The sequence below is a fragment of the Enterobacter sp. FW301-JW81 genome (genome assembly GCF_058788735.1).
In genome coordinates this window covers 398,935-412,400 of sequence record NZ_JBYTBA010000002.1, presented here as the reverse complement: position 1 = coordinate 412,400, position 13,466 = coordinate 398,935, and the positions used below count along the sequence as shown (strand labels likewise).

10 protein-coding genes and 1 pseudogene are annotated in these 13,466 nt (G+C 57.7%); 4 read left to right on the top strand and 7 right to left on the bottom strand.

Annotation, left to right across the window (positions count from 1 at the left end; all coding sequences use genetic code 11):
- Window positions 1-38: 38 nt before the first annotated feature.
- Window positions 39-2,336: a beta-glucosidase BglX gene (gene bglX / locus AC3WOK_RS08860; protein WP_492354347.1), complete on the bottom strand. Its 2,298-nt coding sequence runs from the start codon at window positions 2,334-2,336 to the stop codon at window positions 39-41.
- Between the two features lie 189 nt (window positions 2,337-2,525).
- On the opposite strand from bglX, the gene dld reads away from it, so the two are divergent.
- Together dld and AC3WOK_RS08850 are read left to right on the top strand one after the other, a co-directional pair.
- Window positions 2,526-4,274 (top strand): D-lactate dehydrogenase, encoded by a 1,749-nt coding sequence (dld, locus tag AC3WOK_RS08855; RefSeq protein ID WP_492354346.1) that lies wholly within the window; start codon window positions 2,526-2,528, stop codon window positions 4,272-4,274.
- Window positions 4,275-4,386: 112 nt separating this feature from the next.
- Entirely contained in the window at window positions 4,387-4,941 is a 555-nt protein-coding gene (locus AC3WOK_RS08850) for a GNAT family N-acetyltransferase (protein ID WP_063432222.1), read from the top strand.
- Between the two features lie 96 nt (window positions 4,942-5,037).
- On the opposite strand, the gene pbpG is transcribed toward AC3WOK_RS08850, so the two are convergent.
- Together pbpG and AC3WOK_RS08840 are read right to left on the bottom strand one after the other, a co-directional pair.
- Window positions 5,038-5,961: a D-alanyl-D-alanine endopeptidase gene (gene pbpG, locus AC3WOK_RS08845; RefSeq protein WP_492354345.1), complete on the bottom strand. Its 924-nt coding sequence runs from the start codon at window positions 5,959-5,961 to the stop codon at window positions 5,038-5,040.
- Window positions 5,962-6,127: 166 nt separating this feature from the next.
- Window positions 6,128-6,715 carry a Yip1 family protein gene (locus tag AC3WOK_RS08840; RefSeq protein ID WP_047346547.1) on the bottom strand — a complete coding sequence of 196 codons (588 nt, stop codon included), beginning with the start codon at window positions 6,713-6,715 and terminating at the stop codon, window positions 6,128-6,130.
- 157 nt (window positions 6,716-6,872) lie between these two features.
- Here AC3WOK_RS08840 and AC3WOK_RS08835 point away from each other — a divergent pair, with 157 nt between their 5' ends.
- Window positions 6,873-7,445, top strand: coding sequence for a DedA family protein (locus AC3WOK_RS08835; protein ID WP_492354344.1), 573 nt, complete (start codon window positions 6,873-6,875; stop codon window positions 7,443-7,445).
- A 68-nt stretch (window positions 7,446-7,513) separates the two neighbouring features.
- On the opposite strand, the gene AC3WOK_RS08830 is transcribed toward AC3WOK_RS08835, so the two are convergent.
- Together AC3WOK_RS08830 and mdtQ are read right to left on the bottom strand one after the other, a co-directional pair.
- On the bottom strand, window positions 7,514-8,278 hold the full coding sequence (locus tag AC3WOK_RS08830; protein ID WP_492354343.1) for an SDR family oxidoreductase: 765 nt from the start codon (window positions 8,276-8,278) through the stop codon (window positions 7,514-7,516).
- A 50-nt stretch (window positions 8,279-8,328) separates the two neighbouring features.
- Window positions 8,329-9,747 (bottom strand): multidrug resistance outer membrane protein MdtQ, encoded by a 1,419-nt coding sequence (mdtQ, locus tag AC3WOK_RS08825; protein ID WP_492354342.1) that lies wholly within the window; start codon window positions 9,745-9,747, stop codon window positions 8,329-8,331.
- Window positions 9,748-9,950: 203 nt separating this feature from the next.
- Between mdtQ and yohP the strand changes: the two genes are divergently transcribed.
- A complete protein-coding gene (gene yohP, locus AC3WOK_RS08820; RefSeq protein ID WP_015572324.1) occupies window positions 9,951-10,034 on the top strand; it encodes a small membrane protein YohP in 84 nt (27 codons plus the stop codon).
- A 38-nt stretch (window positions 10,035-10,072) separates the two neighbouring features.
- Here the strand turns inward: yohP and AC3WOK_RS08815 are convergent, their stop codons facing one another.
- On the bottom strand, window positions 10,073-11,467 hold the full coding sequence (locus tag AC3WOK_RS08815; protein WP_047346550.1) for a glycoside hydrolase family 1 protein: 1,395 nt from the start codon (window positions 11,465-11,467) through the stop codon (window positions 10,073-10,075).
- A gap of 12 nt (window positions 11,468-11,479) precedes the next feature.
- Window positions 11,480-13,446 (bottom strand): annotated as a pseudogene (bglF, locus tag AC3WOK_RS08810) (PTS beta-glucoside transporter subunit IIABC).
- Window positions 13,447-13,466 lie beyond the last annotated feature (20 nt).

Here is a 13,466-nt window from a genome sequence, read left to right as displayed (position 1 = left end):
GCCTCCCCGCAGGACGGGGGAGGCAAAGGAAGGAAAGGTTACAGCAGCTCGAACTCGCCTTTATTCACCCGGGCGGAATCCACGCCGATAAAGACGTTAAACTTGCCCGGTTCCGCATCGTATTTCATCTGCTGGTTCCAGAACTTCAGCGCATCCACGTCAATCGGGAAGCTGATGGTTTTGGTTTCACCAGGTTTCAGAGTGACTTTCTCAAAGCCGCGCAGCTGTTTCACCGGACGGCTCATGGAGGCCGTCACGTCCTGAACGTACATCTGGATAACCGTCGCCCCTTCGCGCTTGCCGGTGTTGGTCACCTCAACGCTGGCGGTGACGTCGCCGTCACGCTTCAGGGTCGGTGCAGACATTTTCACGTCGGAGACCTTGAAGGTGGTGTAGCTCAGGCCGTAACCAAACGGATACAGCGGGCCGTTGGCTTCGTCGAAGTAGCGCGAGGTGTACTTGTTCGGCTTGTCGGCGTTGTACGGACGACCGGTGTTCAGGTGGCTGTAGTAGACCGGGATCTGCCCGACGGAGCGCGGGAAGGACATCGGCAGCTTGCCAGACGGGTTGTAATCACCAAACAGCACGTCGGCGATGGCGTTACCGCCTTCGGTACCGGCAAACCAGGTTTCCAGAATAGCGTCAGCCTGCTGATCTTCTTTCACCAGCGCCAGTGGACGACCGTTCATCAGCACCAGCACCAGCGGCTTGCCGGTGGCCTTCAGGGCGGCGATCAGATCGCGCTGGCTCTGCGGAATGGTGATATCGGTACGGCTGGAGGCTTCATGCGCCATCCCCTGCGCTTCGCCCACGACGGCGACAACGACGTCAGACTGCTTCGCGGTATTCACCGCCTCGTCGATCATCTCCTTCGGCGTGCGCGGATCGACCTTCACCGCTTCCTCGTACTGGTTGAGGAAGGCGACGATGTCTTTATCGTTGGTAACGTTCGCCCCTTTGGCGTACACCACCTTCGCGTTATCACCCACGGCGCTCTTAATCCCGGTCAGCACGGTCACGGACTGGTCGGCCACGCCTGCGGCAGACCAGCTGCCCATCACGTCGCGCTTGCTGTCGGCCAGCGGGCCCACCACGGCAATGGTGCCGGATTTTTTCAGCGGCAGCGTGTCGAGGCGGTTTTTCAGCAGAACCAGGCTTTCGCGCGCCACGTCACGCGCTTCTTTGCGGTGCAGACGGCTCTCGGCGTTGGTGTCCGCCGGGTCAGAATCTTTCGGACCCAGGTGGCTGTAAGGATCGTTAAACAGCCCCATATCGTATTTCACGTTCAGCACGTGGCGCGCGGCATCGTCCAGCTCCGCCATCGTGACCTTGCCGCTCTTCACCAGTCCCGGCAGGTATTTGCTGTAGTACTCGTCGCTCATGCTCATGTTGATGCCGGACTTGAGCGCCACGCGCACCGCGTCTTCCGGGTCGGAGGCGGTGCCGTGTTTGATCAGCTCTTTAATCGCCCCGTGGTCAGAAACGGTAATACCCTTGAAGCCCCACTGGTCGCGCAGCACGTCTTTCAGCAGCCAGGAGTCAGACGTCGCTGGCGTGCCGTTCAGCGAGTTCAGTGCCACCATCACCGCGCCGCTGCCCGCATCCAGCCCAGCCTTGTACGGCGGCATGTAGTCGTTAAACAGGCGCTGCGGGCTCATGTCGACGGTGTTGTACTCTTTCCCGCCCTCCACTGCGCCATAGGCCGCGAAGTGCTTGACGCTGGTCATCACCGAGTAGCGATCCGCCGGGCTTTTGCCCTGCATCGCTTCCACCATAGTTTTGCCCATCGTGGAGGTTAAATAGGTATCTTCACCAAAGCCTTCCGAGCCGCGGCCCCAGCGCGGATCGCGCGAGACGTCCACCATTGGCGCCCAGGTCATGTTCAGGCCATCGTCCGCGGCTTCATAAGCCGACACGCGCCCGACGGTTTTCACCGCGTCGAGGTTAAAGGAGGAGGCTAAGCCGAGGCTAATCGGGAAAACGGTACGCTGGCCGTGCACCACGTCATAGGCGAAGAACAGGGGAATTTTCAGGCGGCTGAGATCCATCACCTGATCCTGCATCTTGCGGATATCCTGGCGGGTGACGGTATTAAAGATGGCGCCCACCTGCCCGTCTTTGATCATCTCGCGGATGGCCTCTTTCGGGTTATCCGGGCCGACGCTGATAAGACGCAGCTGACCGATTTTCTCATCAACCGTCATCTTTTTGAGCAATTCCGTGACAAACGCGTCGCGGGCTTCAGGCGTGAGCGGGTGATTACCAAACAAATCCTCTGCCAGCGCAGGTTGCAGCGCCAGGCTGACGGCGACACCTACAGAACATAGCCATTTCATGTCGTTTTACTCTCTCATCAATAACCGCCGGAAGATCTCGGCCAAACCGTGCGAAAAGCGCAGTGTGCCACAAACCCTCTGAACGTTGCAGGGTTATTCTCTGATTTTTCTCGTGAATACTCGACCGCTTAACAGTTAATCGCGCTATGCTTTACAGCGAGAAATTTGCCCCACCACAAGGAGTGGAAGATGTCTTCTGTTCGAACAAACGATAACACAACTTTTATTAACGAACTGTCGCGCCTGGTTGGCTCCTCTCACCTGCTTACCGACCCGGCCAAAACCGCCCGCTACCGTAAGGGTTTCCGCTCCGGCCAGGGCGAAGCGCTGGCGGTGGTTTTCCCCGGCACGCTGCTTGAACTGTGGCGCGTGCTGAGCGCCTGCGTCGCCGCCGACAAGATTATTTTAATGCAGGCGGCCAATACCGGCCTGACAGAAGGTTCAACGCCGAACGGCAACGATTACGATCGCGACATCGTCATTATCAGCACCCTGCGCCTCGACAAGCTGCACCTGCTGGATAAAGGCGAGCAGGTGCTGGCGTTCCCCGGCACGACGCTCTACTCCCTGGAAAAAGCGCTTAAGCCGCTGGGCCGTGAGCCGCATTCGGTGATCGGTTCCTCCTGCATTGGCGCCTCGGTGGTCGGTGGGATCTGCAATAACTCCGGCGGCTCGCTGGTGCAGCGCGGTCCCGCCTACACCGAGATGTCCCTGTTTGCCCGCATTGACGAAAACGGCAAGCTGACGCTGGTTAACCATCTCGGTATCGATCTGGGCGTGACGCCGGAGCAGATCCTCAGCAAGCTCGACGACGATCGCGTGAAGGACGAAGACGTTCAGCACGACGGGCGTCATGCGCACGATCATGATTACGTGACCCGCGTGCGGGATATCGAAGCCGATACGCCGGCGCGCTATAACGCCGACCCGGATCGCCTGTTTGAATCCTCCGGCTGTGCGGGCAAGCTGGCCGTTTTTGCGGTGCGTCTCGACACCTTCCCGGCAGAGAAAAAGCAGCAGGTGTTTTACATCGGTACCAACCAGCCTGAGGTTCTGACGGAGATCCGCCGTCATATTCTGGGTGAATTCACCCACCTGCCGGTGGCCGGCGAGTATATGCACCGGGACATTTACGACATCGCCGAGCGCTACGGCAAAGATACCTTCCTGATGATCGACAAGCTCGGCACCGACAAAATGCCGTTCTTCTTCACCATGAAGGGCCGCACCGACGCGATGCTGGAGAAAGTGTCGCTGTTTAAACCCCACTTCACTGACCGCTTTATGCAGAAGCTGGGCAACGTTTTCCCGGCACATTTACCGGAGAGGATGAAAACCTGGCGCGACAAGTACGAGCACCATCTGCTGCTGAAAATGGCCGGGGACGGGATCGCCGAAGCGCAGACCTGGCTGAGCGAATTCTTTAAAACCGCCGAAGGGGATTTCTTTGCCTGTACGCCTGAAGAGGGCAGCAAGGCGTTCCTGCACCGCTTTGCCGCCGCGGGCGCCGCCATCCGTTATCAGGCGGTGCATTCCGAAGAGGTAGAAGATATTCTGGCGCTGGATATCGCCCTGCGGCGCAACGACACCGAGTGGTTTGAACACCTGCCGCCGGAAATCGACAGCAAGCTGGTGCACAAACTCTATTACGGCCACTTTATGTGTTACGTCTTCCATCAGGACTACATTGTCAAAAAAGGGGTCGATGCGCACGCGCTGAAGGAGCAGATGCTCGCGCTGCTGCACGAGCGTGGCGCACAATATCCTGCGGAACACAACGTCGGGCATCTTTATAAAGCCCCAGACGCACTTAAGCAGTTTTATCGCGAGAATGACCCTACAAACAGCATGAATCCCGGCATTGGTAAAACAACGCGGAATAAATACTGGAAAGAAAGTGCTGATACGGAGCAGCAGATTACGCAAGCGTCTGATTAATTCCTACAGCCAAATTTGAGAGATTGTTTAGCGCTCCTTAATCATTATAGAGTAACTGCCTGTCGCCGGAGAAACGTTTCTCCGGCTTTCTATAACGAGGAGCGGGCACATCATGTCGGCTATTGACGTTTTATCCGAGACCGAACTGGAAGTGCGCGATGCCCTTCCCGATGATGTGCACGCCATCGCCGCCATCTATGCCTGGCATGTGCTTCACGGACGCGCGTCATTTGAAGAAGTTCCCCCCACCGTCGATGAAATGCGTCATCGTATGAAAAGCGTGGCTGAGAACGGTTTACCGTGGCTTATCGCGCTGTATCGCGGCATCGTGGTGGGCTATTGCTACGCCACCCCTTACCGTCCGCGACACGCCTACCGCTATACCCTGGAAGAGTCGATTTACGTGGATGCCAGCATCACCGGGCGCGGTTTTGGCTCAGCGTTAATGTCCGCGCTGATTGAACGCTGCGAACAAGGCCCGTGGCGGCAGATGGTTGCCGTGGTGGGAGATGGCAATAATAATTCCGGCTCGTTGCGGCTGCATAAAAAACATGGCTTCGAGATTGTCGGCCAGCTGCGCAGCGTGGGATATAAGAAAGGCGACTGGCGGGATACGGTGATTATGCAGCGCCCGCTCAACGATGGTGACTGGACGCTGCCGGAATAAAAGCAAAACGGTAACCTGGGTTACCGTTTTTTTAGTCTTTTCTCCCTCTCCCTGTGGGAGAGGGTCGGGGTGAGGGCATCAGCGCGCAGAGGAGACTCAATCGTTCTGCGCCGTCGCCATCTGTTCCGCTTTCTGCTTTTTATACGTCAATGCCGCGGCCGGAACGGGCTGCACTTTCCCGGTCTCAATCCAGGTACGCAGACGGCTGGCATCGGCAAAGTGCGTGTATTTGCCAAAGGCATCCATCACCACCAGCGCCACCGGCTTACCGTTAAACACGGTGCGCATCACCAGACAGTGTCCTGCCGCGTTGGTAAAGCCCGTTTTCGTTAACTGAATATTCCAGTTATCCCGGTAAACCAGATGGTTAGTATTGCGGAACGGCAGCGTGTAGGCCGGGTTCGCAAAGGTCGCCATCTCTTCACGGGTGGTACTGAGCTGTCCAATCAGCGGGTACTGCTTGCTGGCTATCAGCAGTTTCGTCAGGTCGCGGGCCGTGGAGACGTTGTTGATCGACAGACCCGTCGGCTCAACGTAATGCGTGTTGCTCATCCCCAGCGCTTTGGCTTTCGCGTTCATCGCACGGATAAAGGCGTCGTAGCCGCCCGGATAGTGGTGCGCCAGGCTCGCCGCAGCGCGGTTTTCAGACGACATCAGCGCCAGCAGCAGCATATTTTTACGGCTGATTTCGCTGTTCAGACGCACGCGGGAGTAGATCCCTTTCATCTCCGGCGTGTGGCTGATATCCACTTTCAGCTTTTCGTCCAGCGGCAGATGGGCATCAAGCACCACCATCGCGGTCATTAATTTGGTAATCGAGGCGATCGGGCGCACCAGGTCCGGGTGGCTGGCGTAAATCACCTTATTGGTGTTGAGATCGACAATCATCGCGCTGCCGGACGCAATTTGCGGCTGGGCAGCAGCGGCGGTCACCGCGGGCGTTTTAGCGACGGCCGGCACGGCAGCGGACACACCCAGCAGCAGCGCCAGGCTAACTAAAGAGACTCGGAATTTCAGCATGGTGAGACTTCTGATAATTATTCACGCACGTTTGACGTACACCGCCTGTGTTGACGGATAAACACAGGCTGGCTTCGGCATCATAGCGGTCACAAGGCGTTGTCGCCAGCGGATAATCGTGAACAGATGCTGCATTGCTGGCATTTACGCCAGCAATGCAGTGAGCTTAGAAGAGACGGTATCCGTAACCCCAAAGGATGACCGTCAGCGCCAGTAGCGCCTCCAGGACCAGCACGCCGATGGCGAGCGTTGAGCTGGAGAAGCTCAGGCCTTCTTCTTTATTGATATTGAGGAAGGTAGGGACCCCCAGATACAGCAGATAGCCGGTGTAAAAGAGGGCAATAGTACCGATCAGCGCGCACAGCCAGACCAGTGGATAGAGCGCAACAATACCGCTTAAGAACAGCGGGGTCGCGACATACCCGGCGAAGACCATACAGTGCGTAAGCGATGGACGCTGCGGATAGTTACGCGCCATCCAGTGTATAACGCGCCCCATGACCGCCACACCCGCCAGCATCAGGCCATAAAAAACGATGGCCAGATAAAGCCCGGTAAACCACGAAAGCTGAACCACAGTGCCATCACCGAAGTTCCAGCCGATTTGTGTTGTTCCAATAAAGGCGCATATTACCGGCACCGCCGCCATCAGCAGCACGTGGTGCGTGTAATGATGCGAGACCGTTTCGTTCTCACTTTTAATGACATGCATCTCACGATCGGGATGGGAGAAAAGTCCCCAGACATGGTTCATAGCGCCCCCTTGTTGTCGGCCCGTCATCGATACCTTAAGTATAATGCAGGCTTTAGATTATTTTCTGTACAGTGGGAAATTTCCGTTGATTTCCCCGCTGTTGATTCATGGGGTATATGATTAACAAGGAAACGCTGAGGGAGATAACGTCCACGTAATGGATATCAACAGTCTTATTGAACAATACGGATACGCCGCGCTGGTCATCGGCAGCGTGGCAGAAGGTGAAACCATCACGCTGTTGGGCGGCGTCGCCGCGCATCAGGGGTTGCTGAAATTCCCGCTGGTTGTTGCCGCGGTCGCGCTGGGGGGCATGATTGGCGATCAGCTGCTCTACTTTCTGGGGCTGCGCTTTGGTCCAACGCTGCTTAAGCGTTTTGCTAAACACAAAAAGAAAATCAATCGCGCCCAGCGCCTGATTCAGCGCCATCCTTACCTGTTCGTGATTGGTACCCGCTTTATGTACGGCTTCAGGATTATCGGGCCAATACTGATAGGCGCCAGCCGCCTGCCGCCAAAAATTTTCCTGCCGCTCAATGTTGTTGGCGCGATTGCATGGGCGCTGATCTTTACGACGCTCGGTTACGTGGGTGGCGAAGTGATTGGCCCGTGGCTGCATAATCTCGACCAGCACCTGAAACACTGGGCGTGGCTGATTCTGGTGGTCGTGGCGGTGATTGGGGTCAGGCTGTGGCTGAAGCATCGGGAAAAGACGCGGGATGAGGAGTGAGTGCGGTCTGATGCCCTCACCCCGGCCCTCTCCCACAGGGAGAGGGTTAGGGTTAGGGTGAGGGGAACCTACCCTTCCGGCTTAAACTGCGGGTTCGCCAGCATAAAACCCCCGTCGACAATAAACGATTGCCCCGTCGTGTAGCTGGCGTCGCTGTCGCAAAGCCACGCCACCAGGCTGGCAATCTCTTTCGTGTGGCCTGGCCTTGCCAGCGGGATTTCCGGCATTGAGCCTTCCTTCACTTCGCTGTCGTCCATATCGTTCATCGGTGTGGCAATGGCACCCGGCGCGACGGCGTTCACCAGAATATTGTACTTAACCAGCTCCATCGCCATGGACTTGGTTAACCCGCCGAGGGCATGTTTGGCCGCCGTGTAGGCGCTGGCCTCCGGCAGAGGCGTGTGCTCATGTACCGAGGTGATATTCACGATCCGCCCCCCTTCCCCCTGCTTCACCATCTGCCGTGCGGCAATCTGCGAACAGAGAAACGCGCCGTCCACGTCAACGGTGAAAATGCTCCGCCAGTCGTCAAACGGCATCTCAAGGAAGGGCGCTTTGTTCATCGCCCCCGCATTATTAACCAGCACGTCCAGCCGCCCGAAGCGCGCAATCAGCGTTTCAATGGCTTCGGCGCCTTTCGGCAGCGTGCTTAAATCAAGATGGATCGCCTCTGCGCGCTGCCCCTGCGCTTCGACTTCCCGGCAGGTTTCCAGCGCCCCTTTTTCATCCGAGTGCCAGGTGACGCCGATATCAAACCCGCGTTCAGCCAGCATCAGGGCCGTGGTTTTACCAATCCCGGAATCCGATGCGGTCACAATCGCTACTCTGGTCATACTCACCTCCTGAAAAACTGCAAAGAGGTAAGTATAGATAACGGCCATTTTTAGCCATGATGATAGCCACCGCCCAGCGCGGACGTCAGTTGCAGCGTGGCGTCGACATACTGGCCTTGCAGCATCACGCCGGCTAGATGCTCTTTGAGGGCCGGTATTCTGGCTTCACTGACCCGGGAACCCGCAATGATACCCGCGCTAAAGCGCGCCTGCGCCAGCGCCACCACCCGTGCCGCATCTTTTTCAACCTGCTGCTGCTGGCGGTTCTTCGCCGTCAGCGTTTCGACCTCACTGGCCGTACGCGCCACCTGATTGACAGCCTCCACCACCGCTTTGTTGTAGTTCGCCACCGAGAGATTGCTCTGCGCCTGAGCGATATCAAGGCTGGCGTTCAGCCTGCCGCTGTCGAAGATCGGCAGCGTCAGCCCGGCGGTCACGCCCATCTGCTGCGCTGACGCGCGGAACAGATCGCTGAGGTGAAGCGCATCCTGCTGTAAGAAGGCCATCAGGTTCACGTCTGGATAGAAAGCCGCTCTGGCGGCCTCCACCTCGCTCATGGAGGCTTCGATATACCAGTGTGCTTCCTGGAGATCCGGGCGGCGTGCCAGCAGTTCATATCCCAGCGTCGCCGGTAAGGCGGCGTCTACCGTCGGCAGCGCGTGCCGCGTAAGCGCCACGGAGGAGGAATTCGTCAGCGCCACCAGGCGCGCCTCTACGACCTTCATCTTCCCGTTGACTTCTGTCAGCTGCTCTTCGGTTTTGCTGGCGTTGATATCGGTTTCGACCCCTTCCACGGAGGAGGTGATCCCGTGCTGATACAGCTCGCTGTCGGCGCCAATAATGTTTTCCTGCTCGCGTTTAATCTGCGAGAGGACCTCCCCCGCAGCGGCCTGAGTTTGCCACTCCCAGTAGAGCCGCGCCACGCTGCTGGCCAGAAGCTGCCGGGTCTGCTCAAGCTCCGCTTTTTGCGCATTCACTTTGCCGATTCGGGCCTCGACCTGCGCACGGTTTTTTCCCCACAGATCGAGATCCCAGCCTGCCGTCAGGCCAAAGGTGCCATTGGTGTACCACGGCCCGGTAGTGCCTGCCGCCGGGTCGGTAATGGCAAAGGGCCCCATCAGCCCTTCGGCGGACATTTTCTGACGTTCGGCATCCGCTGAAAAATCAATCTGCAGACCGTCGGCTGCCATAGCGGCTTTCGCCTGCGCTTCGGCAAGCGTAATGCGCTGACGGGCAATCTGCATATCCGGCGCATCGTTCAGTGCTTTCGCAATAAGCCCGGTAAGCTGAGGATCGTTATATTCCTTCCACCACTCATTTTTCGGCCAGTCCTGATGATTAAGAACCGTATTCACCGACGCCGTGACCGGCTGGGTTTGAATAGCGGATACCGTGGCATGCTGCGGCGCACAGCCGAAGAGAATAAATGTCAGGGGAGCACTCAGAGATAAAATAAGAAAACGTTTCATTACGCCATTCACGCAAAAAATAAAGGCGCAAATTACGCCTGATGCCGTTCTTTTTTTTAGTAATGCGTGGCAATGCGCAATTAGTCATACATTTTCATATTCAGCAAATTATACACCCTGCAAATAAATTAAATTAGAGAATTCATCTTACCAATGAATTGACTGCTACACTTACAGTCGACATACATACGCAGGAGAAGCGAATGAAAATATTACTGTGGGTTATTTTAATTATATTTCTGATAGGACTGCTGGTGGTCACCGGCGTATTCAAGATGATTTTCTGATTCATTTGCCCGGCGCGTCGCCGGGCAAATTACCTGTATTAGGCTTTCAGCGAAGCGCCTTTCGTCGCAATGACCTCTTTATACCAGTAGAAGCTTTTCTTGCGGCTGCGCGCCAGCGTGCCTTTTCCGCTGTCGTCGCGATCGACGTAAATAAAGCCGTAGCGCTTAGAGAGTTCAGCTTTAGACGCGCTCACCAGGTCGATTGGCCCCCAGCTGGTATAGCCCATCACCTCAACGCCGTCGTCAATGGCTTCCCGCACCTGCACCAGGTGATCGTTGAGATAGCTGATGCGGTAGTCGTCCTGCACCACGCCGTCAGCGTCCGGTTTATCCTTCGCACCCAGGCCATTTTCCACGATAAACAACGGCTTTTGATAGCGATCCCAGAGCACGTTTAACAGGGTACGCAGGCCTATCGGGTCAATCTGCCAGCCCCATTCGGAGCTGGCCAGATGCGGGTTGGGCACCATGCTCAGGATGTTGCCGCGCGCCTGCTGGTTGAGGGCTTCATCCGCGGTAACGCAGCCCGTCATGTAGTAGCTGAACGAGATAAAATCGACGGTCGATTTTAGCGCCTCGCGGTCGGCATCCGTTACCTCCAGCTGGATCCCGCTGTCGCGGAAGAAGCGCTGCATATACCCCGGGTACGCCCCGCGGCACTGCACGTCACCAAAGAATTGCCACGCGCGGTTTTCCTGCAGCGTCTCCAGAACATCTTCCGGCTTGCAGGTCAGCGGATACATCAGGCCGCCCAGCAGCATGTTGCCGATTCTGGCATCCGGGATAATCTCGTGGCAGGCCTTCACCGCTAGCGCGCTGGCCACCAGCTGGTGGTGGATTGCCTGGTACACCTCGCCTTTGCTGCTGGTTTCCGGCAGGCCCACGCCGGTCATCGGCGCGTGCAGAGACATATTGATCTCGTTGAAGGTCAGCCAGAGTTTCACCTTCTCCCTGTAGCGCGCAAACACGGTGCGGGCGTAGCGTTCAAAGAATCCGATAGTCTGACGGCTGCCCCAGCCGCCGTACTGCTTCACCAGCCCCCACGGCATTTCGTAGTGGGACAGCGTCACCAGCGGCGTGATGTTGTGCGCGGCCAGCTCGTCAAACAGCCTGTCGTAAAACGCCAGCCCCGCCTCGTTAGGCTGCTGCTCGTCACCGTTCGGGAAGATGCGCGTCCAGGCAATGGAGACGCGCAGGCAGCTAAAGCCCATCTCGGCGAACAGCTTGATGTCTTCCGGGTAGCGGTGATAGAAGTCGATGGCGACATCCTTGATGCCGCTGTCCCCTGGGACGCGCTCAACTACCGGGCCGAAGACCCCCTGCGGCTGAACGTCTGAGGTGGACAGCCCTTTACCCTCCTCCAGATACGCGCCTTCTACCTGATTTGCGGCTACCGCGCCGCCCCATAAAAAATCGTCCGGGAAAGTTTTCATCACGTTCTCCTGTTATTGATGGCTTACGCTGAGCAGCGGCGAACCGGCGCTGACGGAGGTTGCCGCCACGGTCACCACGTCACGATACTCATCGCTGTTACTGATAATAATCGGGGTCGCCAGGTCGTATCCGGCATCGATAATCGCCTGTCGGTCAAACTCCAGCAGCAGGTCGCCGGGCTGTACCCTGTCGCCTACCTTCACGTGGGCGGTAAACGGCCTGCCGTCGAGCTTCACGGTGTCGATACCCACGTGGATCAATACTTCAATCCCGCTGTCGCTGAGCAGGCCAATGGCGTGTTTGGTCTGGAACAGCGAGGCCACTACGCCGGCAAACGGGGCAACCACTTTGTTAGCGGAAGGAATAATGGCGGCACCGCTGCCCAGCAGTCCGCTGGCAAACGTGGTGTCCGGCACCTGGTCGAGCGCCAGCACGGTCCCGGTCATAGGGGATAAGACATCGTTTTCCCCTGCCGAAACCACAGGCTGCGGCGCTGTGCGGCCCGGCATGCCTGCCGCCAGCGTCAGGACGCAGCTCAGCACCAGCGCCACCGCGGTGCCGATAAGGCCGCCCCACAGCGTGGCATCTATCCCACCCGGCGGGATCATCTGGGCGATGGTAAAGATATTGGCGAAGCCGAAGGAGTAAACGTGGGTATCGCTGAAGCCGACAATCGCCCCGCCGATAGCCCCCGCCACGCAGCCAAAGATAAACGGACGGCGCAGCGGCAGGTTGACGCCATAGACCGCCGGTTCGGTGATACCAAATATTCCGGCCGTGACCGATGAGCCTGCCAGCATCTTCTGGCGGGCATCGCGGGTACGAATAAAGATCCCGAGCGCCGCCCCCACCTGGCCAAATACCGCGGGCAGTAACATTGGCAGCATGGAGTCATGTCCCAGCACCGCGAGGTTGTTAATCATCAGCGGCACCAGCCCCCAGTGCAGGCCAAATATGACGCAGACCTGCCACAGCGCGCCCATCGCCGCCCCCGCCAGCCACGGCGCCAGAACGTAGATGCCCTGATAGCCGTTCGCCAGCATCTGGCTCAGCCAGGTCGCCAGCGGCCCGATAACCAGGAAAGTCAGCGGCACGGTCACGCCCAGACAGATCAGCGGCGCGAAGAAGTTTTTCATCGAGGAAGGCAGCAGCCTGGTGCTCTGTTTTTCCAGCCAGCAGCTCACCCACGAGGCGAGAATAATCGGGATCACCGACGAGCTGTAGTTAAACCAGGTCACCGGGATACCGAGAAATGCCTCGGCAACCGCGCCCGGCTGCTGGCTGGCGTTAAACGCCGCAATCATCATCGGATGGGTAAGCGCCCCGCCGATCACCATGGTAATAAACGGGTTGCCGCCGAATTTCTTGCCCGCGGTATAGCCCAGCACCAGCGGGAAGAAGAAGAACAGCGCGTCGCTGGCGGCAAACCAGATTTTATAGGTACCGCTTTCGGGAGTAAGCCAGCCGCACACCACGGCCAGCGCCAGCAGCCCCTTCAGAATACCGGACGCCGCCAGAATGCCGATAAACGGGGTGAAGATCCCGGAGACGATGTCAATCAGGCGGCCCAGCAGGTTGCCCTTGTCGCCCTTCTCTTCCACGGCTGGCGCATCGTCAGTGAGCCCGGCCTCTTTGCGCACCGCCTGCCAGACGTCATGCACGTGGTTGCCAATCACCACCTGAAACTGGCCGCCGCTCTCAACCACCATGATCACGCCCGGGTTTTTCTTCAGCCCTTCGGCATCCGCTTTCTGGGTATCTTTCAGTTTAAAGCGAAGCCGGGTCGCGCAGTGGACAAGGCTGACAATGTTCTCTTTTCCGCCAACGTGGCCGAGAATATCCGTCGCTAAAGCCTGGTATTCCATCTCGATTTCCTTACATCCGATGCCCGCAGGCACCTGTTGACTGAGTATAAAAATAAAAAAAACCCGAGAACGTCCTCCTTTCGAAGACCGCACTCAGGTTTTGCCTGCGTTATGCAGTAACAATCCAGATTTG

What these genes read in the sequence shown, in the direction of transcription:
- bglX (WP_492354347.1), bottom strand. Translation starts at nt 2,336, where the DNA reads ATGAAATGGCTATGTTCTGTAGGTGTCGCCGTCAGCCTGGCGCTGCAA.
- dld (WP_492354346.1), top strand. Translation starts at nt 2,526, where the DNA reads ATGTCTTCTGTTCGAACAAACGATAACACAACTTTTATTAACGAACTG.
- pbpG (WP_492354345.1), bottom strand. Translation starts at nt 5,961, where the DNA reads ATGCTGAAATTCCGAGTCTCTTTAGTTAGCCTGGCGCTGCTGCTGGGT.
- AC3WOK_RS08815 (WP_047346550.1), bottom strand. Translation starts at nt 11,467, where the DNA reads ATGAAAACTTTCCCGGACGATTTTTTATGGGGCGGCGCGGTAGCCGCA.
- yohP (WP_015572324.1), top strand. Translation starts at nt 9,951, where the DNA reads ATGAAAATATTACTGTGGGTTATTTTAATTATATTTCTGATAGGACTG.
- AC3WOK_RS08850 (WP_063432222.1), top strand. Translation starts at nt 4,387, where the DNA reads ATGTCGGCTATTGACGTTTTATCCGAGACCGAACTGGAAGTGCGCGAT.
- AC3WOK_RS08840 (WP_047346547.1), bottom strand. Translation starts at nt 6,715, where the DNA reads ATGAACCATGTCTGGGGACTTTTCTCCCATCCCGATCGTGAGATGCAT.
- AC3WOK_RS08830 (WP_492354343.1), bottom strand. Translation starts at nt 8,278, where the DNA reads ATGACCAGAGTAGCGATTGTGACCGCATCGGATTCCGGGATTGGTAAA.
- mdtQ (WP_492354342.1), bottom strand. Translation starts at nt 9,747, where the DNA reads ATGAAACGTTTTCTTATTTTATCTCTGAGTGCTCCCCTGACATTTATT.
- AC3WOK_RS08835 (WP_492354344.1), top strand. Translation starts at nt 6,873, where the DNA reads ATGGATATCAACAGTCTTATTGAACAATACGGATACGCCGCGCTGGTC.